General features: G+C 55.3%; 15 protein-coding genes. 7 read left to right on the forward strand and 8 right to left on the reverse strand.

All coding sequences use genetic code 11. The features are described from left to right. Nucleotides 1–6 precede the first annotated feature (6 nt). The 5 genes from HGO37_RS01900 to HGO37_RS01920 form a co-directional block, all read right to left on the reverse strand. On the reverse strand, nucleotides 7–1,152 hold the full coding sequence (locus HGO37_RS01900; RefSeq protein ID WP_250981907.1) for an iron-containing alcohol dehydrogenase: 1,146 nt from the start codon (nucleotides 1,150–1,152) through the stop codon (nucleotides 7–9). Continuing rightward, nucleotides 1,149–2,537, reverse strand: a complete 1,389-nt coding sequence (locus HGO37_RS01905; RefSeq protein WP_250981908.1) for an aldehyde dehydrogenase family protein — start codon at nucleotides 2,535–2,537, stop codon at nucleotides 1,149–1,151. Before HGO37_RS01905 ends, HGO37_RS01900 begins: the two co-directional genes overlap by 4 nt. Nucleotides 2,538–2,648: 111 nt before the next feature. Further along, a complete protein-coding gene (locus tag HGO37_RS01910; protein WP_250981909.1) occupies nucleotides 2,649–4,019 on the reverse strand; it encodes a glutamine synthetase family protein in 1,371 nt (456 codons plus the stop codon). Nucleotides 4,020–4,091: 72 nt separating this feature from the next. Further along, entirely contained in the window at nucleotides 4,092–5,591 is a 1,500-nt protein-coding gene (locus tag HGO37_RS01915) for an amino acid permease (RefSeq protein ID WP_250981910.1), read from the reverse strand. Nucleotides 5,592–5,812: 221 nt separating this feature from the next. Further along, nucleotides 5,813–6,604, reverse strand: coding sequence for an N-formylglutamate amidohydrolase (locus HGO37_RS01920; RefSeq protein ID WP_250981911.1), 792 nt, complete (start codon nucleotides 6,602–6,604; stop codon nucleotides 5,813–5,815). 178 nt (nucleotides 6,605–6,782) lie between these two features. Here HGO37_RS01920 and HGO37_RS01925 point away from each other — a divergent pair, with 178 nt between their 5' ends. The 6 genes from HGO37_RS01925 to HGO37_RS01950 all read left to right on the forward strand — a co-directional run bounded on the left by HGO37_RS01925 (nucleotide 6,783) and on the right by HGO37_RS01950 (nucleotide 13,486). Further along, nucleotides 6,783–7,661 carry a MurR/RpiR family transcriptional regulator gene (locus tag HGO37_RS01925; RefSeq protein ID WP_192488474.1) on the forward strand — a complete coding sequence of 293 codons (879 nt, stop codon included), beginning with the start codon at nucleotides 6,783–6,785 and terminating at the stop codon, nucleotides 7,659–7,661. 298 nt (nucleotides 7,662–7,959) lie between these two features. Beyond that, on the forward strand, nucleotides 7,960–9,066 hold the full coding sequence (locus HGO37_RS01930; RefSeq protein ID WP_192488473.1) for an ABC transporter substrate-binding protein: 1,107 nt from the start codon (nucleotides 7,960–7,962) through the stop codon (nucleotides 9,064–9,066). 97 nt (nucleotides 9,067–9,163) lie between these two features. Beyond that, nucleotides 9,164–10,054: an ABC transporter permease gene (locus HGO37_RS01935; protein WP_192488472.1), complete on the forward strand. Its 891-nt coding sequence runs from the start codon at nucleotides 9,164–9,166 to the stop codon at nucleotides 10,052–10,054. Continuing rightward, nucleotides 10,051–10,833, forward strand: a complete 783-nt coding sequence (locus HGO37_RS01940; RefSeq protein WP_250981912.1) for an ABC transporter permease — start codon at nucleotides 10,051–10,053, stop codon at nucleotides 10,831–10,833. Before HGO37_RS01935 ends, HGO37_RS01940 begins: the two co-directional genes overlap by 4 nt. A gap of 10 nt (nucleotides 10,834–10,843) precedes the next feature. Beyond that, nucleotides 10,844–11,905 carry an ABC transporter ATP-binding protein gene (locus HGO37_RS01945; RefSeq protein WP_250981913.1) on the forward strand — a complete coding sequence of 354 codons (1,062 nt, stop codon included), beginning with the start codon at nucleotides 10,844–10,846 and terminating at the stop codon, nucleotides 11,903–11,905. 249 nt (nucleotides 11,906–12,154) lie between these two features. Next, nucleotides 12,155–13,486, forward strand: coding sequence for an MFS transporter (locus HGO37_RS01950; protein WP_250982388.1), 1,332 nt, complete (start codon nucleotides 12,155–12,157; stop codon nucleotides 13,484–13,486). A 149-nt stretch (nucleotides 13,487–13,635) separates the two neighbouring features. Here the strand turns inward: HGO37_RS01950 and metH are convergent, their stop codons facing one another. Beyond that, a complete protein-coding gene (gene metH / locus HGO37_RS01955) occupies nucleotides 13,636–17,409 on the reverse strand; it encodes a methionine synthase (RefSeq protein WP_250981914.1) in 3,774 nt (1,257 codons plus the stop codon). Nucleotides 17,410–17,592: 183 nt separating this feature from the next. Between metH and HGO37_RS01960 the strand changes: the two genes are divergently transcribed. After that, nucleotides 17,593–18,840: an AGE family epimerase/isomerase gene (locus HGO37_RS01960; RefSeq protein WP_250981915.1), complete on the forward strand. Its 1,248-nt coding sequence runs from the start codon at nucleotides 17,593–17,595 to the stop codon at nucleotides 18,838–18,840. Between the two features lie 62 nt (nucleotides 18,841–18,902). Here the strand turns inward: HGO37_RS01960 and HGO37_RS01965 are convergent, their stop codons facing one another. Next, nucleotides 18,903–19,466, reverse strand: coding sequence for a dual specificity protein phosphatase family protein (locus HGO37_RS01965; RefSeq protein WP_285200439.1), 564 nt, complete (start codon nucleotides 19,464–19,466; stop codon nucleotides 18,903–18,905). Nucleotides 19,467–19,559: 93 nt separating this feature from the next. Further along, entirely contained in the window at nucleotides 19,560–20,003 is a 444-nt protein-coding gene (locus tag HGO37_RS01970; RefSeq protein ID WP_250981917.1) for a PACE efflux transporter, read from the reverse strand. Nucleotides 20,004–20,133 lie beyond the last annotated feature (130 nt).

Raw genomic sequence — 20,133 nt, forward strand, 5'->3', positions numbered from 1 at the left:
TGGCTTTCAGAAGCAGTCTTCGAACAGTTTTTTGGTGTTTTCCAGTGTCATCGGCACCGGATTACCGCCGCAGCTTGGGTCCTTGATGGCTTCGGCTGTCAGCTCATCAATCCGGTCTGGCTTGATGCCCATTGCCGTCAGATTTTCTGGCACACCCAGCCCTTTGCGAAGCTCAAGAACGTAATTGTAGAAACCGTCAAAGCCACCCTCAATGCCGAGATAGGCTGCCGCGCGAGCAATCTTGTCTTCAATGGCGGGGCGATTGAAGCGCAGCACCGCCGGCATCACCACCGCATTGGTCATGCCGTGGTGGGTGTTGTAGACAGCACCGATCGGGTGCGACAGCGAATGGATGGCACCAAGCCCCTTCTGGAAAGCGACAGCGCCCATGGCAGCAGCAGCCATCATGTTGGTACGGGCTTCGATATCGCTGCCATCCTTGTAAGCGCGTGGCAGATATTCCTTCACCAGACGCAGACCTTCCAGCGCAATGCCCTGGCTCATTGGGTGGAAGAACGGTGACGAATAGGCCTCAAGGCAATGAGCAAAGGCATCCATGCCGGTACCAGCGGTAATCATCTTCGGCATACCGACCGTCAGTTCCGGATCGCAGATAACAACGCCGGGCAAGAACTTCGGATGGAAGATGATCTTCTTCACATGGGTCTTGGAGTTGGTGATAACGCTGGCGCGGCCGACTTCTGAACCGGTACCTGCTGTGGTCGGCACGGCAACGATTGGGGCGATGCCGTCTACATTGGCACGTGTCCACCAGTCGTCAACATCTTCGAAGTCCCATACCGGCCGGGTCTGACCAGCCATGAAGGCGACCGCCTTGCCAAGATCGAGGCCGGAGCCGCCACCAAAGGCAACAACGCCGTCATGACCACCGTCCTTAAACGCCTTTACACCGGCTTCAAGGTTGATTTCATTCGGGTTCGGGTCAACTTCGGCAAAGATCGCACGACCAAGACCTGCCTGCTCCAGAATATCCAGTGCATGGCCGGTAATTGCCATGCTTGCCAGACCACGGTCGGTTACCAGCAGTGGCTTCTTGATGCCAAGTGTCTTGCAGGCATCCGCAAGTTCCTTGATCCGTCCACGGCCCAGCTTGACAGCGGTCGGATAGCTCCAGTTCGCGACAATATTCATTTCGTGACTTTCTTCAGATGGTAGGATTTCGGACGGGTCAGGTTCTGGAAACCGATGACCGACAGTGAACCGCCACGGCCGGTTTCCTTCACGCCGGTCCAGCACAGAGCAGGATCGAGATAGTCGGCCCGGTTCATGAACACGGTGCCGGTTTCAATCTCGCGACCAATCCGCCCTGCCCGTGCCGGGTCTTGCGTCCACAGGGATGCGGTCAGTCCGTATTTGCTGTCATTCATCAGTGCGATGGCTTCGTCGTCATTCTTGACCTTCATGATGCCGACGGCAGGACCAAAGGTCTCCTCAGTCATGAACTCCATGGAGTGATCGACATTGACCAGGATCTGCGGCGCGACATAGGCGCTTTCACCATCATCGGCAGCAAACAGCTTTGCATCGACCAGCGGCTTTGCACCCTTGGCAACCGCATCGGCAATCTGCTGACGCACCACCTTGGCAAAACGCTTGTTGGCCATCGGGCCCAGTGTCGTTTCCTGCTCCAGCGGATTGCCGAGTTTGTAATTGGAAACCCAGGCAACCGACTTTTCGACAAACGCATCGTAAAGCGCTTCATTGACATAGATACGTTCGATGCCGCAGCAGCATTGGCCGGAATTATAGGTCGCGCCATCCATCAGCGTATCGACCGCTGCGTCAAGATCGGCATCTTCCATGACATAACCGGGGTCCTTACCGCCAAGCTCAAGACCAAGGCCGGTAAAGGTTCCGGCAGCAGCGCGCTCAATGGAACGACCACCTTCAACCGAACCGGTAAAGTTGACGAAGTTGAACAGGCCTTCGGAAATCAGGGCAGACGTGGTGCCGTGGTCCAGAAACACATTGATAAACACGTCTTCGGGTACGCCCGCCTCGACAAAGGCACGGACCATGCGCTCACCCACCAGCAGGGTCTGGGCGGCATGTTTGATGACGATCGTGTTGCCTGCCATCAGAGCCGGCGCAACCGTGTTGATCGCAGTCATGTAAGGGTAGTTCCATGGTGCGATGACGAACACGACACCATGTGGTTCGCGTTCGATACGGCGTTCGAAATTGCCACTTTCTTCGATCACCAGCGGTGCCAAAGCATCAGCCGCAATCGAGGCGACGTAATTGGAGCGCTCGTTGAAACCCTTGAACTCACCACCATAACGCACGGGGCGGCCCATCATATGCGCCAGTTCCGGCACCACCTCACCGACCATTTCATTGAGGCGTGCCACGCCCTTCAGCACCAGTTGCACACGGTCCTCAAGCGGACGCCGTGCCCAATCCTTCTGTGCATTGCGTGCTTTGGCAACGGCAGCACGTGCCGCATCCAGCGACAGCGCCTCGCGTTCGGCATACACCGAACCATCAATGGGGGAGATATTCTGGATCATGACCATGATCGTTTTCCTGTGTTAACGGAATGACGCAAACCGCTGTTTTCGTCGCTCCATATTCTTGTCTTTTAACACTGGACCGAAACCGCATCTGACGGCTCGACCCAGTGTTGCTTATGCTCGCTCGAAACCGCGTGCGACCTCCCAGTCAGTCACGCGACGGTCGTATTCTTCCTGTTCCCACTCGGCAGCGCGCACATAGTGGTCAATCACTTCATCGCCAAAAGCAGACCGCAACATGGCAGATGATTTCAATTCCGCAGTTGCTGCGCGAAGGGTGTGTGGAATTTCCCGCACCTCTTTCGCACCGTAAGCATCTCCTACGAAAGCAGGCTCCAATTCAAGTTTCTTCTCAATGCCATCAATGCCTGCGGCAATCAGCGCCGCCATGGCGAGATACGGATTGAGATCGGAACCACCCACCCGGCACTCGACACGGATCGCCTTGCTGCCTTCACCGCACAGGCGATACCCTGCCGTGCGGTTGTCCTTGCTCCAGATAGCCTTGGTTGGTGCAAACGTACCAGCCATGAACCGCTTGTAGGAGTTGATATAGGGCGCAAGGAAATAGGTAATCTCGCTGGCATGCGCCAACAGACCCGCCATGTAATGCTTCATTGTGTCAGACATGCCATGCTCTCCACGCTTATCGAAGAAGGCTGGCGTCTTGCCATCAAGGCTCCACAGTGACTGATGAATATGTGACGAACTGCCGGCGGAATTATAATTCCACTTGGCAAGGAAGGTGATGGCCTTGCCCTTGGACCAGGCAATTTCCTTGGCAGCATTTTTGATGATCGAATGGCGGTCGGCCATGGTCAGCGCATCGGCATACCGCACGTTGATTTCTTCCTGACCGGGCGATGCCTCACCCTTGGAATTTTCCACCGGAATGCCTGCTCCCTGCAGCCCCTTGCGCAGGGCCCGCATCACATCCTCCTCCTTGGTGGTCTGGAAGATGTGGTAATCCTCGTTGTAACCGCTGGCGAGGTGCAGATTGCGATATCCACTTTCACGGGCCGCATCATAGGTCTGGTCGAACAGGAAAAACTCAAGCTCCGTTGCCATGAAGGGCTTCAACCCCATCTCGGCCAGTCGCGCCACCTGCTTTTTGAGGATGGCACGCGGTGAATGCGGCACCTCTGCATGAGTGTGATGATCCAGTACGTCGCACAGCACCAGAGCCGTGCCTTCCAGCCATGGCACGCGCCGCAGCGTCGAGAGGTCAGGCTTCATGGTATAATCGCCATAGCCCTTTTCCCAGCTTGTCGCCTTGTAGCCGGCAACAGTCTCCATCTCCATGTCGGTCGCCAACAGGTAGTTGCAGCTGTGCGTTTCTTCATGGGCACTTTCCACGAAAAATTCCGCCTGAAAACGCTTGCCCATCAGGCGACCCTGCATATCAACCAGACATGCCAGCACAGTATCGATACGCCCTTCGGTCACGTCTTTTTTCAGTTCATCGAATGTATAGGTGGCGGTCATTTTTTATCTGATCCCTCAATCGAAAGGAGACGGCCCGAATTATGGGCCGTCCGTTCTTTTTATTGGCGTGCGTCAAGCACGCGTAGCGGCCTGCTTGTGCTCCAGAGCAAACTCTTCTTCCGGAGACAGGATCAGGCGATGCCGGCCAACCAGTGCGAAATACGCAATGGCAATGGCAAACCATACGGCCACCCAGACAACACCCTTTGAAAAGTTAGGGTCCTGAACCTGATACAGCAGGGTCACGACAGCAATGATGATGGTCAGCACGGCTCCTGGAATACCGACGGGAGAACGGAATGGCCGTTCAATGTGCGGCAGATTGCGGCGAAGCATGATGAACGATATCGCCTGCATGATGTAGGAGAACATCGCACCAAACACCGCCATGTTCAGCAGCACGCTGCCGATGATGCTGCCACCCTGGTCTGCGCCCAGCGAGAACCAGATTACCAGCATGACGCTGAGACCAACCAGAGCACCGGTCAGCATTGCAACATGCGGTGTCTTGAACTTCGGATGAGTGACAGAAAGTGCTGTCGGGAAGTATCCGGCACGCGACAGCGAATAGATCTGGCGTCCCTGCGCATAAAGGATCGTGTGGAAGCTGGCGATCAGACCGGTCAAGGCAACGAGACCGAGCAGAACCACGCCACCGTCACCATAGACGGCCTTGAAACCATCTAGCAGCGGCTCAAGCGACGAACCGAGATGAAAGGCACCCACGCCTGGCAGCGATGGGTTGAGCAGCACGATCATGAATGCCGAAATCATCAGAGTGATAATGCCGAGAATGATGCCCTTCGGCATATCACGCTTCGGATCGACAGATTCCTCGGCCGCCAGCGGCAACTGTTCGATGGCAAGGAACAACCAAACGGCAAACGGCAGCGTGGCCAGAACACCGGAAAAACCGAATGGGAAAAATGATCCATTGCCCTCTGGCAGTTCAACCGCAGCGCCATCAGGCCCGACGCCGATGTTCAATGCCCAACGCGAAAAGTCCATGTTCGGAATGGCGCTGATCCAGAAGAACACCAGAACACCGAGCGAAATCAGCGTGATGACCAGCGTTACCTTGAAAGAAAGCTCAAGCCCGAAAATGTTGAGAGCAAGGAAGATCACGTAGAACAACACCCATAAGAAGGGTGAATAGACGGGATCGAGCCCAAGGATTGAGTTCACATAGGCCGTGATGAAAGTCACGATAACGGCGGGTGTGAGAACATATTCGACGTTCTCGCAAAGGCCGGTGATAAAACCGCCCCACGGACCCATGGCCGTGCGGGCAAAGGAATAGGCCGCACCCGTATGCGGCAGTGCCGGGCTCATTTCAGCAATGGAAAGAGTAAGGCCGAGATACATGACGGCGATAATTATGCCCGCAACGAGCATACCACCCCACCCGCCGGTGGAAAACCCGAAGTTCCAGCCGGAAAAATGACCTGAAATAACCGCGCCAACCCCAAGTGACCAAAGTGACCACACACCGGCGTAGCGTGAAAGTCCTCGTTTTTCGAAATAGGAAGCGTCTGCTTTTTTATAGCTGACGCCTGCTGATGAACTGTCCATGCTCTTCTCTCCTGAAAAAGAAAAAACAGGCAGTCAGCCGGAATGGCCGATTTTGCCCCAGTTGATCGGGTGCGTTCGGAACGATTGATCCGCTAGCGCCCATGCGCATTTACTGTTCCCCTGCAGCACTTCGCGCCTTTTCGGCTGTCTGAACGTGCGGCAGTATTTCCAGTGTTCTTATTGCGAGTGCGGATCTTTGCCCGCCATCTCCCCAGATTGTTTCATCTTGCCAACGATGACAGTGCCTGTTTCACAAGTCTCGCCACAAAATCCGCGGCAGCTTCCTGCTCCTTTTCATCCCTGATGAGATCGTTGCGAATTTCGATCATCACGTTGAGCAAACCTTCCGGCAGTGCGTGCAGGCGCAATGTGTGCGTCACGCCATCTTCCGGTCCGTAAGGCTGGTTTCTTTCCACCTGATAGGATTTACCCCCTTCAGGAGAATCACTCTTTGCCGCCGCCAGCATTCCATCGGCCAGACGGCTGTCGACGTCATGAAGAATGCCGACCTGAACCTCACGGAGCTGGCCGTAATAAACAGGCGTGAAGCTGTGAATGGTCACGATGACAGGCTGACGCCCCTGCGACAGGCGGGCGGCAATAATGTCATCCACCTGCTCGTGGAACGGCATGTAAACCGCCGATGTGCGGGCAAAACGCTCGGCATCGGAAATCTGCCGATTACCCGGTATTTCATAAATCTCGCTGGAAGACGGCATTGCTGCCACGGATTCCGGCGGGCGGTTGCAGTCGTAGATCAGCCGGGAATATCGTTGATAAACAAGGGTTGCATCAAGTTTGTCCACCAGCAGTCTGGAGACCGCCAGTGCGCCTGGGTCCCAGGCAATGTGGCTGGACAGCACATTGGCATCCAAGCCCAGCGTGCCAAAATACTCCGGAATTTCCCGTGACGCATGTTCGCAGATCAATAGCACATCACCGACGGCATCCGCGTTTTCCACGGCGACAGTCTCACCCTCAGCATCAGTGAAAAACCGTGAACGCAAAGTCATGCAAAGAACCCCGCCAGATCATGCCACGTCCCCACGCAGCAAGAAAAGAATTCTTCACCATTTACATTCTGTCAATGGAATTCTGAAAAAATCTTTTCAAGTTTTCCATTGACTCCCCCAACATCCCCATTGTTAATCTGCAAATCCAGACCGGCAAAAAGACCGGAGGGGGAACAATTTGCAAAGTGCAGCGGCAACCGTATCGGATGTCATCCATAGCCATTATGAAAACCTGACGAGAGCTGAAAAACAGCTCGCGGAAAGCTTGCTTGCTAACTACCCCGTCTCAGGACTGGGCAGCATAACCACGGTCGCGGAAAACGCTGGCGTCTCCACGCCAACCGTTGTGCGTATGGTGCAGAAGCTTGGCTTCAAGGGATATCCGGAATTTCAGGCAAGGTTGCATCAGGAGCTGGAAGCGACGATTTCCGGGCCGATCGCCAAACATGACCGTTGGGCATCCAATGCTCCCGGCCTGCACATTCTCAACCGCTTCGCTGATGCCATTACCAGCAACCTGCGCGACACGTTGAGCGATCTCGACACCGCCTCTTTCGACAATGCCGCTGCGCTGCTGGCCGACCGTAAGCGCAGCCTCTATTTCGTGGGTGGCCGTATCACAGGATCGATCGCGGAATATTTCTTCACCCATATGCAGGTCATCCGCCCGAAAACGACGCTGATGTCGTCCAACTCCAGCTCATGGCCGCAATATATGCTGAACATGAGCGCCGGTGACGTGCTGGTGATCTTCGACATCAGGCGTTACGAACATGACATGGCGACCCTTGCAGAGGTTGCCCATGCCAATGGCGTCAGCATTCTGCTGTTTACCGACCAATGGACCTCCCCTGTCGCAAAACATGCACTGCATACGTTTAGGGTGCGGATCGAAGCGCCGTCCGCGTGGGATTCGTCCGTTGTTACCCTGTTCGTTGTTGAAGCCCTGATCGAAGCCGTTCAGAGCCGTTCATGGGACGAAACAAAGGAACGCATGAACGCGCTGGAAGGACTTTTCGAGCAGACACGTCTGTTCCGCAGACCCGACAGAACATGAACATCAGTCAGAATGCATATTCCTTGACGAAAATTGCATCTGCTGCTTGGATAACCTTACAACGCTTCCGGCGCGTGATGGGGAGAAGATAAGCCGGAATAGACGCCTTGAAATTTTTCACTGAACAAAAAAATATTTTTCCGCTCCATGGGTTGCAACAAAACGCAAAGATGGCGGAAAAAAGGCGAAAAGCGGCGGAATCCGGATAAGGGCAACGCAATCTGATCGTCACATTAAGTTCACGTAACGGAAGTATCAGCGTCCGCCGACGCCTGAGAAACACGAAGAGGAGAAAAAAGTGATCTCTAACAGCCGCCGCCTGCTAGCACTGTCTACAGCCATTGTGATCGCCTCCACGGCCGTCGCATCTGCTCAGCCAAGTGCAGAACTCATCGAAGCAGCCAAGAAGGAAGGCATGCTTACTACGGTCGCACTGCCACACGACTGGTGTGGTTATGGCGATGTCATCGCAGCCTTCAAAGCCAAGTATCCAGAGATCACCGTCAACGAACTGAACCCAGACGCCGGTTCCGCTGACGAAATCGAAGCCATCAAGGCAAACAAGGACAACAAGGGTCCGCAGGCTCCTGACGTTATCGACGTCGGTCTGGCTTTCGGTCCACAGGCAAAGGCTGAAGGGCTGTTGCAGCCTTACAAGGTTTCCACCTGGGACGAAATTCCAAACGAAGTTAAGGATGCCGAAGGTTACTGGTACGGCGACTACTACGGCGTTATGTCCATCATGGTGAACAAGGATCTCGTATCCAACGTTCCAACCGACTGGGCTGATCTGCTGAAGCCGGAATATGCTGGCCAGGTTGCTCTTGCTGGTGACCCACGTGCTTCCAACCAGGCTATCCTCAGCGTTCTGGCTGCTGGTCTTGCTTCCGATGCCAAGTCTGGCAAGGACGCCGGCGAAGCTGGCCTGAAGTACTTTGCAGAACTCAACAAGGCTGGCAACTTCGTACCAGTTATCGGCAAGGCCGGTACGCTGGCACAGGGCGCAACCCCGATCGTCATCGCGTGGGACTACAATGCTCTGTCCTGGGCAAAGACACTGAATGGCAACCCTCCGACAGAAGTTGTCGTTCCTGCCAAGGGCGTTCTGGCTGGCGTTTACGTACAGGGTATCTCGGCTTACGCGCCACACCCGAACGCTGCCAAGCTTTGGATGGAACACCTGTATTCTGACGAAGGTCAGCTCGGCTGGTTGAAGGGCTTCTGCCACCCGATCCGCTTCAACGCGATGGCAAAGGCCAACAAGATCCCTCAGGATCTGCTTGATGCCCTGCCACCAGCAGCTGCTTACGAAAAGGCATACTTCCCGACCCTTCAGGAAGTTGACGACAACAAGGCCGCTGTAACAGCTGGCTGGGACAGCGTTGTCGGCGCAAACGTTCAGTAAGCATTGATACAAGCCGCCCCGGCCATTGCGTGCTGGGGCGGTTTTTATAAAATTGAAGCAAGAGACCGCATCAACTGCGGCGTTTGGGGCACACGGCATGTCATCAGCCAACACTGGCGCGACCCGGCAGACAAGCAAGCGACCTCGTCTTCCGCTTGATTGGCTGGGCGTTGTACCTTTTCTTATATTCGTTGTTCTTTTCCTGTTTTTGCCGACGATGAAAATCGTCATTGGCGCTTTTCAAAATCCTGATGGCAGTTTTACGCTGGATAATATCAAGGGGCTCTACACGCCCTCGATTATCGCCGCTTACTGGATTTCCATCAAAATCAGCATCGCCTCGGCCCTTCTCGGCTGCCTGATCGGTTTTGGTGTGGCCGCAGCCGTTGTGCTGGGTGGCCTGCCCAACTGGATACGTAGCCCGCTGCTGACCTTTTCCGGTGTTGCTTCGCAGTTCGCCGGTGTGCCACTGGCCTTCGCCTTCATCGCCACACTCGGCCCTGTTGGTCTCGTCACGGTTTTCCTGAAAACACAGCTCGGTCTTGACCTACGCCTCATGGGCTTCAACCTGCTGTCGTTCTGGGGCCTGACCATCACCTATCTGTTTTTCCAGATCCCGCTGATGATCCTCATCATCACCCCTGCCCTGGATGGTTTGAAGCGCGAATGGCGCGAAGCCGCCGAAATCCTTGGCGCCAGCGGTTTCCAATACTGGCGCATGGTGGCATTCCCCATCCTGCTTCCGTCCATTCTCGGCACCATGTCGCTGCTGTTTGCCAACGCCTTTGGCGCCGTTGCAACGGCGATCGCATTGACCGGTTCATCGCTAAGTATCGTTCCCATTCTGCTGTTTGCTCAGATCCGTGGCGACGTTCTCGGTAACCCGCATCTGGGTTACGCACTTGCATTCGGCATGATCGTACTGACCGGCATTGCCAACGCGCTTTATATCTGGCTGCGCGCCCGCAGCGAAAGGTGGCTGAAATGAAGCGTATTTTTGCCTGGGGTGCGCTGGTTTTCGGCATTCTATATTTTGCCCTGCCGTTGATCGGCATGACAAACTTTTCCATGAAAATGCGACGCGGCGAATATTCCTTCGACGCTTACGCCAAGGTGCTTGGCGATCCGCGTTTTCAGGAAACCTTCAGCTATTCTGTCATGATGGCGCTTTTCACGATCGTGTTCGGCGTGTTGCTGGTGGTTCCGACTGCCTATTGGGTGCGTCTTAAACTGCCCACGCTTCGCCCTTACGTCGAATTCGTCACGCTGCTGCCACTGGTTATTCCAGCCATCGTTATCGTGTTCGGTTACATCCGCCTTTACAACACCTCGAGCTGGCTACCGCTGACCGGCTCAGCCTTCGGCACCGACCTGTTGTTGATGTTCGGATATGCAATACTTGCTTTGCCCTACATGTATCGCGCCGTCGATACGGGTCTGCGTACCATCGACATCGGTACACTGACTGAAGCCGCCCAGAGCCTGGGCGCTGGATGGTTTACCATCCTGTCGCGCATCATCCTGCCAAATGTGCTGGTTGCCGTACTGTCAGGCGCATTCCTGACATTCGCCATCGTCATTGGTGAATTCACCATGGCAGCGCTTTTGAACCGCCCCGCCTTCGGACCTTACATGCAGTTGCTCGGCGCCAACCGCGCTTATGAGCCTGCCGCCCTTGCCGTGATTTCCTTCGGCATTACATGGGGTTGCCTTGGTCTGATCCAACTCGTCTCACGCTACCAGAAGGGCGCGCCTCCAAAGGCCTGAGGAAGATTTTATGAGCTTTTTGACACTTCAGAACATTAAAAAATCTTTTGGCCCGGTGCAGGTCGTCCATGACTTTAACATGGCGATTGAAAAAGGTGAGTTCATCTCGTTCCTCGGCCCATCGGGATGCGGCAAGACCACTATCCTGCGCATGATCGCCGGTTTCGAGACACCGAGCGACGGCGACATTGTTATCAACGGTCGCAACCAGACGACATTGCGGCCAAACCAGCGCAACATTGGCATGGTGTTTCAGGCCTACGCTCTGTTTCCAAACATGAACGTGTTTGAAAACGTCGCATTCGGCCTCAAGGTCGCTGGCAAGCCAAAGAGTGAGATCGGCGCACGCGTCAAGGAAATGCTGGCGCTCATTCACCTCGAACATCTGGCTGACCGTTACCCATACCAAATGTCTGGTGGTCAACAGCAGCGTGTTGCCTTGGCCCGTGCTCTTGCGCCAAAGCCGGAAGTGCTGCTGCTCGACGAACCGCTCTCGGCTCTCGACGCCAAGATCCGCGTGTCGCTGCGTGAAGAAATTCGCCAGATCCAGCGTCAGCTAGGCATCACCACCATTTTCGTGACCCACGATCAGGAAGAGGCCTTGTCCATTTCCGACCGCATCGTGGTGATGAATGCCGGCCGTGCAGACCAGATCGGCACGCCGTTTGAGGTTTACAACAAGCCGGAAACCCGCTTCGTGGCATCCTTCGTTGGCACGCTCAATATCCTTGAGGCAACGGTGGTTGATCCGGCCAGCGCGACGATCAAGATCGGCGAAACGACACTGAAGTTGGCAGAACCGATTGCCACTCACAAACAGGGCGACAAGATTTCACTCGCGCTTCGCCCGGAAGCCGGAACGCTGTCTGCATCGGAAAACAAAGATTCGTCGATTTCCGGGAAGGTGCTGAGCAGCAACTTCCTCGGCTCGGTCATCCGTACGCGCCTTGATGTCGCTGGCCACAAAATCTCGTTCGACATGTTCAATAATCCCGGCATGCAGCCACCAGAACATGATTCTGTCGTTACCTTGTATTTCGACGCACGCGACCTTCTCGTTATCCGCGAGTAGGAAATACAATCGATTTAAACAGGCTTTGCGCCGCTTTTGTTCACCATCGAGCAAAAGCGGCCAGAAACCGCTTGTAATCCCCCTGACGATGCCGCATTCAACCGCCCGGACAGTGAGTTTCAGACATTCCGCCCATGCCACCATGCGCCGGACAGTCTCCTCAATGTTGTATGCGCAATCCATTGCCATGACATAATTCAAACGAGCGGCGGGTTGCGTGGGGTCACCTACGAAGAGAACGGCATCATCATGTCTCCCACCACGACACCGGCGGCTGCCCGCCCCCTGAATTCACAGGATTACCGTACACTTGGCCTGTCCGCCCTTGGCGGCGCGCTTGAGTTTTACGACTTCATCATTTTCGTCTTTTTCGCCACCGTCATCGGCCACCTGTTCTTCCCGGCCGACATGTCGGACTCGGTGATCATGATCCAGACCTTCGGTATTTTTGCTGCCGGTTATCTCATCCGCCCGATCGGTGGCATCGTACTTGCCCATTTCGGTGACCGTTATGGCCGCAAGCGTGTGTTTGCTTTCTCCATTCTGCTGATGGCGCTTTCGACGCTCGGCATGGCGCTGATGCCAACCTACGCATCAATTGGCATTGCTGCACCGATCATGCTGGTTATCCTGCGCATGTTGCAGGGCGCTGCCATTGGTGGCGAAGTACCGGGTGCCTGGACATTCGTGTCTGAACACGTGCCATTCCGCCGTGTTGGCCTCGCCTGCGGTTTCCTGACGTCTGGCCTGTCGCTCGGCATCATGCTCGGCTCGCTCATCGCGACAGCGATCAACAGCATTTTCACGCCTGAGGAAGTTGCCGCTTACGCCTGGCGCATTCCGTTCTTCATCGGCGGCATCTTCGGCCTCGTTGCCGTTTACCTGCGCCGTTGGCTCGAGGAGACCCCGATCTTCAACGAGATGAAGAAGTCGAAGTCGCTGTCACGCGACCTGCCACTTGGCACCGTTTTGAAGAACCACAGACGCGGCGTCATCATTTCTGCCCTGCTGACCTGGGTTCTGTCTGCAGCAATCGTCGTCACGACACTGATGACCGCTACCTTCCTGCAGAAGCTTTATGGCTACTCGGCGCTTGAATCACTGGCTGCCACCAGCTTTGGAACGCTGTTCCTGATCATCGGTGTCATTCTGGCTGGTGCACTGGTCGACAAGATCGGCAGTGGTCGTTTCTTCATGGGCGCCAGCGTGTTTTTCGGTATTGCCACTTTCACGTTCTACAGCTTTGCCGGTACCTCGCTTACCGCCCTTTTCGGACTTTACGCGGTTATGGGTTTCTCGGTCGGCATCGTCGGCGCAGTACCATACGTGATGGTCCGTGCCTTCCCGGCATCGGTACGTTTCTCCGGCATGTCCTTCGCCTACAATGTCTCCTACGCGATCTTTGGCGGCCTGACACCAGTCGCCGTCACGACCGCGCTGGCTTACACCCCGATGGCTCACGCCTGGTATCTGGTGTTCATCGCCGTTCTTGCCTTTGCCATTGGTGTCTACCTGCATCTGCGTGGTGACGAGGTGGAAAGCCATGTCGGCATCGAGGAACTGGAGACATTGCGCGCCTAACAAGGCCGCCGCCTCGCCGTCCCAAAGGGCGGGGCGAACACAGTCTTTTAGACAACAAAAAGGCGCGAAGTTTTTCGCGCCTTTTTCTTTTCCTTCAATGCCTTGTCGAGAAAACCGGACTCAGATCATCAACGGCCTGACGCAAACTCTCAGGCCGCATTTTCCACGTCGTCGTCGCCATTGGTCGGCACATAGTTCAGCACCGGTCCAAGCCAACGCTCAACCTCGACAACCGGCATGCCCTTGCGCGCCGCATAGTCGTGAACCTGATCGCGCTCTACCTTGGCAACGCCGAAATAGTAGCTTTCAGGATGGCCGATATAGATGCCAGACACGGACGAACCCGGCCACATGGCGTAGCTCTCGGTCAACTCGACACCGGCGGCATTTGTCGCGTCCAGCAGTTCGAACAGCGTCTTCTTTTCGGTGTGATCAGGCTGGGCAGGATAACCGGGTGCCGGGCGAATACCGGCATAGGCTTCACCGACCAGATCTTCATTGCTAAGGCTCTCGTCCTTGGCATATCCCCAGAACTCCTTGCGCACACGTTCATGCATGCACTCGGCAAAGGCTTCGGCAAAACGGTCCGCCAGTGCCTTTACGAGAATGGACGAATAGTCGTCATTGGCGCGCTCAAAACGTTCGGCAATCGCCACTTCCTCGATACCAGCCGTGACAACGAAACCGCCGACATAGTCTTCAACACCGCTGTCCTTTGGTGCCACGAAGTCAGACAGCGCCACATTCGGACGACCGTCGCGCTTGGACAACTGCTGGCGCAGCGTGAAGAACGTCGCCAATTCCTCCGCGCGGCTTTCATCCGTAAACAAGCGGATATCGTCACCAACCGTATTGGCAGGCCAGAAACCGATGACAGCCCGCGGACGGAACCACTTCTCATCAATGATCTTCTTGAGCATGGCTTGTGCGTCAGCATAAAGCTGGCGTGCGGCCTCACCCTGCTTTTCATCGTCGAGGATCGCCGGGTAGCGGCCTTTCAGTTCCCACGTCTGGAAGAACGGAGTCCAGTCGATGTAACGCGACAATTCCTCAAGGTCGTAGCTCTCGAACACCTTGGTGCCATAGAACTGCGGTTTGACCGGCTTGTAATCGCTCCAGTCAACCTTGTGGGCATTATCACGGGCACGCTGCAACGGTAGGCGCAGCTTCTCACGCTCGTTACGGGCATGGGCTTCGGCAACTTTGGCGTATTCACCGCGAATACCATCGATATAGGCAGGCCTCTGCTCGTTGGATAGCAGCGCCGACACCACACCAACGGCACGCGAAGCATCGGTGACGTAAATCGCCTGCCCCTTCTCATAACGCGGGTGGATCTTCACGGCCGTGTGCACACGGCTGGTGGTTGCGCCACCGATCAGCAGTGGAATGTCAAAACCCTGCCGCTCCATTTCGGCAGCGACATGCACCATCTCGTCCAGTGACGGCGTGATCAGACCGGAAAGACCGATGACATCCACCTTCTCGGCAATCGCCGTTTCCAGAATTTTTGAGGTCGGCACCATCACGCCAAGATCGATGATCTCGTAGTTGTTACAGGCCAGCACGACGCCGACAATGTTCTTGCCGATATCGTGTACGTCGCCTTTCACGGTCGCCATCAGCACCTTGCCGGCAGCACTGCGTTCAGAACCGCCATTCAGACGCTTCTCTTCTTCCATGTATGGCAACAACACGGCCACGGCCTGTTTCATGACGCGGGCGGATTTCACCACCTGCGGCAGGAACATCTTGCCGGCACCAAACAGGTCACCCACCACATTCATGCCGGCCATCAGCGGGCCTTCGATAACGTGCAGCGGACGCTCGGCGTTCTGGCGTGCTTCTTCAGTATCGGCATCGATATAATCGGTAATGCCATTGACCAGCGCATGGGACAGGCGCTTTTCAACCGGCAGCTCACGCCAGGACAGGTCCTGCACCTTGGCTTCCTTGGCACCAGAGCCACGGAAACGTTCCGCAATTTCCAGCAGTCGCTCAGTGGCATCGTCACGACGGTTCAGCACCACGTCTTCACAGGCATCACGCAGCTCAGCGTCGATATTGTCGTAGACAGCCAGCTGGCCAGCATTGACGATACCCATGTCCATGCCAACCTGAATTGCGTGATACAGGAACACCGCATGCATGGCTTCGCGCACCGGCTCATTGCCACGGAACGAGAAGGACAGGTTGGAAACACCGCCGGAGATATGTGTCAGCGGCATGGTCTTGCGGATGGTCTCTGTCGCCTGAATGAAGTCGACACCGTAATTATTGTGTTCTTCAATACCGGTTGCCACCGCAAACACGTTCGGATCGAAGATGATGTCTTCCGGCAGCAGACCAGCCTTTTCGGTCAGCAACTTGTAAGCACGGCTGCAAATCTCGACCTTGCGCTGATAGGTATCGGCCTGGCCAACTTCGTCAAACGCCATGACAACTACGGCAGCACCGTAATTGCGCACCAACCGTGCCTGCTCGAGAAACTTCTCCTCGCCTTCCTTCAGCGAGATGGAGTTGACGATGGACTTGCCCTGAACGCACTTCAGACCAGCTTCGATGATCTCGAATTTCGACGAGTCGATCATGACAGGAACGCGGGCAATATCCGGTTCAGCGGCAATCAGGTTCAGGAACTCGACCATGGCCTTCTGGCTGTCGATCAGGCCTTCATCCATGTTGATGTCGATGACTTGTGCACCGTTTTCCACCTGATCGCGGGCAACGGCAAGTGCTGCAGTATAATCACCAGCGGTAATCAGCTTGCGGAAACGCGCCGAGCCGGTCACGTTGGTACGCTCACCGACGTTGACGAACGGAATGTCCTTTGTCAGTACGAAAGGCTCAAGGCCAGACAGCGACATGAAGGACCTGTGCTCAGGCACCTGGCGCGGCTTGTGGCCCTTTACGGCTTCGGCAATGGCGCGGATATGGTCAGGCGTCGAACCACAGCAACCGCCGACAATATTGACCAGACCGTCGCGTGCAAAGCCTTCAACCTGCTTTGCCATCATCTCGGGCGTTTCGTCATACTGGCCAAATTCGTTTGGCAGGCCAGCATTCGGATAGGCGCAGATGAAGGTATCAGCGACGTCAGACAGTTCGTTCAAATGCGGGCGCATGGCATTGGCACCCAGCGCGCAATTGAGGCCGATGGTGAATGGATTTGCGTGACGCACCGAGTTCCAGAACGCCGATGGCGTCTGCCCGGACAGCGTGCGGCCCGAGAGGTCGGTGATCGTACCTGATATCATTACCGGCAAATAAATGCCCTTGGCAGCAAAACGCTCCTGGCAGGCGAAAATTGCTGCCTTCGCGTTCAGCGTGTCGAAGATCGTTTCTATCAGGATGATGTCAGAACCACCATCGATCAGACCATCGATCTGCTCGCCATAGGCAAGACGCAGATCATCGAAGGTCACGGCACGGTAACCGGGATTGTTAACATCAGGGGAAATGGAGGCGGTACGGTTGGTCGGGCCGATGGCACCAGCCACGAAACGACGCTTGCCATCTTCGCGTTCGGCGCGCTGCGCAGCACGGCGCACGACGGCTGCACCTTCACGGTTCAGGTCATAAACAGCACCTTCCATCTCGTAGTCAGCCTGCGCGATGCTGGTTGACGAGAAGGTATTGGTTTCCAGAATATCGGCACCGGCAATCGCATAGCGATAATGTATGTCTTCGATCGCACTTGGCTGGGTCAGAATAAGAAGGTCGTTATTGCCCTTCTGATGGCAGGCGCAACCAATGAACCGGTTGCCACGGAAGTCGTCTTCCTCAAATCCCAGCCCCTGGATCTGCGTGCCCATGGCACCATCAAGAATGAGGATACGCTCACGCGCTGCCTGTTGAAGGGCTTTCAGAATTTCTGCGCCATCCTGGCGACCACCTTCTGCGCCGAACACTTCGTCAAACACGGGCACTCTCCTCATTCCAGCTTGCGGTATCGCAAGCATCAACTCACATAAAGATATGTTTATGTCAATATATCTTCAAGGCATAGCTATGGTTTCACATGATGTCGCATCATAAGAGAATGCTCTTCTGCGTGACAGCCAATAGATGAGCAGATATAGCTTTCCCCAACATGGAGGAAGACAATGCCGAAGGCCGAAACACTCTCTGCGAACTGGAGCACCCTGCCCCTGCACAGGCAATGGCTGTTGAAACAGGCGGATGAATTGTATGATTTCTTTCAATATCGTGCCGTCAATCCCAAGGGTGGTTTCTTCGATCTGAACGCCAGTGGCGCGCCTTTGCAGCCGGAAAACCCGGTTCGCGGCATTCACGCCTCTGCCCGCATGGTGCATTGTTTCGCCATTGGCCATTTGCTCGGTCGCCCCGGCTGCGGCGATATCATCGACCATGGCATGACCTATCTATGGGAAAACCACCGTGACACACAGCATGGCGGTTATTTCTGGCAGGTCGATGACAACGGTCCGGTCGATTCGAGCAAGCAGGGTTACGGCCACGCATTTGTACTGCTGGCCGCTTCCTCCGCCAAGGTGGTCGGCCACCCGCTGGCAGACGCCATGCTCGCCGATGTGACCGAGGTTTTGCAGACCCGCTTCTGGGAAGAAAAACACGGCGCCATCAATGAGGAGTTCAACCGCGACTGGTCACCTATCGAAGCCTATCGCGGCCAGAACTCCAACATGCACCTGACCGAAGCGCTCATGGCGGCCTATGAGGTGACCGGCGAACGCATCTATCTCGACAAGGCCGAGCGCATTGCCGACCTCATCATCAACCACTGCGCGCGCGCGTTGGATTTCCGCGTGCCTGAGCATTTCGATGACAACTGGACGCTGAACAAGGATTATCGCGGCAACGAAATGTTCCGTCCTTCTGGCTCCACACCCGGCCACTGGCTGGAATGGGCACGCCTCATCCTACAATTATGGGTGCTGGGAGACCGCAAACACGACTGGATGCCCCTTGCCGCCCAATCCCTGTTCGTGCAGTCCATGGCTCTTGGCTGGGACAGACAACAAGGTGGCTTCTTCTATACGCTGGACTGGGACAATGTTCCCGCCAAGAAGGAAAAGCTCTGGTGGCCAATGTGTGAGGCAGCCGGTGCTGCCCACTTCCTCAATGAAAATCTGCCGGCTGACGCATTTTATGAGGACAGCTATCGCAAGATCTGGAGCACCATTGCCAACCGCTTCATCGATCACAAAAATGGCGGCTGGCATGAGGAACTAACCGAAAACCTCGTTCCGGCCAATACGCTGTTCCCCGGCAAAGGCGACATTTACCACGCGCTGCAGGCCTGCCTCATTCCGCTGTTCCCAGCCGATGGCAGCCTGACCAAGGTTATCTCCGAGAAAGATGCCCGGTTCTGAATTGATTCCGGATAAAAAAATGCCGCGTTCCTTAGAAACGCGGCACTTTTTATGAGTAAGATTTAAAACCCGATGCTTTCTTCAAACTCATCCCAGGATTCGTACATCGCATAACGACCAATGCCGGGGATCGGCACATGACCGTAATAAGGTGACAGCTGGAATTCGGAAAACATCTCGCTTTTACCGGCAACGGCACCAACATACATGGCAGACACCAACCCGGTGCGGTTGGCGCCATGCTCACAATGAATAAGAATGGGCTTCTCGGCGTTTTTCATGATCTCGACCAGAAGCTCAGAATCACCCTGCGTCAGCTTTTCCTTGGAACTGAGCGGAAAATCGACCAGACGAATGCCGTGTGCCTTGGCCGCTTCGCTTTCGGCGTTATACCAGGCTTCGCGTTTCTCATCCCGTAGATTGATGATGGTCTTGATGCCGTAGGTTTCGGCATAGGAAGTAATATCCTTGCCGCTTGGCTGTGCCGAGCGATAAAGCTCACCCGGCAGCACTTCATGGAAATTCCCGATCAACTGATTGATGCCCATATGGGCGCCGGTCAAAACAGGCAATGCGACCAGACAAACAGCCGCAATTTTTGCAATTTTCAAAATTCGCACAAACATACACTCATATACGCACGCAACAATGGCGCTTACTTGTCAGCGCACAGGCGATAAAACAAGTAAGCCATGGTTGCATTCAACGGCGTAGAGGCGTCACGATTGCGTGATGTTTTCGCCCTGACTCCACTCGGGTAGTGGGAAAACGCGGTCATAACCCCAATTGAAAACAAAGGCATAGACCATATAAAACAGTGCGAAAGCGGCATCCATGACAAAGGCTGCCCAGAGTGTGATGCCGAGATATGTCGCAATGAACGGCAACAGCACGACAAGCAGACCGGCCTCAAACAATACCGTGTGCAGTACACGGATCGGAATGGTCTTTTCGGTCGTGCCGCGCCAGCGCGTCATCAGCATATCGAAAGACAGATTGTAAACGTAGTTCCACAGGGTGGCGAGCGTTGCACCGACAACTGCAATAACGCCAATGTCTTCAATCGGTTTGTTGAACACCAGCGCGCCCAAAGGCGTAACCAGCAAAAGACCGATGATTTCGAAACTGATGGCGTGACGGATTCTGTCGCGAACGGAGCGCATGATATTCCCCTGCGGGTGCTACCGGGTCGTCCCGATCAATCTTCCCGTTATGGGGGAGGCCGTCCTCTCTTGTGCCCTAAATAGGAGATGATGTCGTAAATGCAACTGCTTTTCTTTGGCCAGAGGTCTG

The sequence above is a fragment of the Rhizobium sp. CG4 genome (assembly GCF_023701965.1).
Lineage (GTDB): Bacteria > Pseudomonadota > Alphaproteobacteria > Rhizobiales > Rhizobiaceae > Agrobacterium.

Excerpts from the sequence above, each read along its gene's own strand:
- HGO37_RS01900 (WP_250981907.1), bottom strand. The coding sequence starts at position 1,152 with ATGAATATTGTCGCGAACTGGAGCTATCCGACCGCTGTCAAGCTGGGC.
- HGO37_RS01965 (WP_285200439.1), bottom strand. The coding sequence starts at position 19,466 with ATGTTTGTGCGAATTTTGAAAATTGCAAAAATTGCGGCTGTTTGTCTG.
- HGO37_RS01945 (WP_250981913.1), top strand. The coding sequence starts at position 10,844 with ATGAGCTTTTTGACACTTCAGAACATTAAAAAATCTTTTGGCCCGGTG.
- HGO37_RS01935 (WP_192488472.1), top strand. The coding sequence starts at position 9,164 with ATGTCATCAGCCAACACTGGCGCGACCCGGCAGACAAGCAAGCGACCT.
- HGO37_RS01915 (WP_250981910.1), bottom strand. The coding sequence starts at position 5,591 with ATGGACAGTTCATCAGCAGGCGTCAGCTATAAAAAAGCAGACGCTTCC.
- HGO37_RS01950 (WP_250982388.1), top strand. The coding sequence starts at position 12,155 with ATGTCTCCCACCACGACACCGGCGGCTGCCCGCCCCCTGAATTCACAG.
- HGO37_RS01940 (WP_250981912.1), top strand. The coding sequence starts at position 10,051 with ATGAAGCGTATTTTTGCCTGGGGTGCGCTGGTTTTCGGCATTCTATAT.
- HGO37_RS01970 (WP_250981917.1), bottom strand. The coding sequence starts at position 20,003 with ATGCGCTCCGTTCGCGACAGAATCCGTCACGCCATCAGTTTCGAAATC.
- HGO37_RS01905 (WP_250981908.1), bottom strand. The coding sequence starts at position 2,537 with ATGGTCATGATCCAGAATATCTCCCCCATTGATGGTTCGGTGTATGCC.
- HGO37_RS01920 (WP_250981911.1), bottom strand. The coding sequence starts at position 6,604 with ATGACTTTGCGTTCACGGTTTTTCACTGATGCTGAGGGTGAGACTGTC.
- HGO37_RS01960 (WP_250981915.1), top strand. The coding sequence starts at position 17,593 with ATGCCGAAGGCCGAAACACTCTCTGCGAACTGGAGCACCCTGCCCCTG.
- HGO37_RS01910 (WP_250981909.1), bottom strand. The coding sequence starts at position 4,019 with ATGACCGCCACCTATACATTCGATGAACTGAAAAAAGACGTGACCGAA.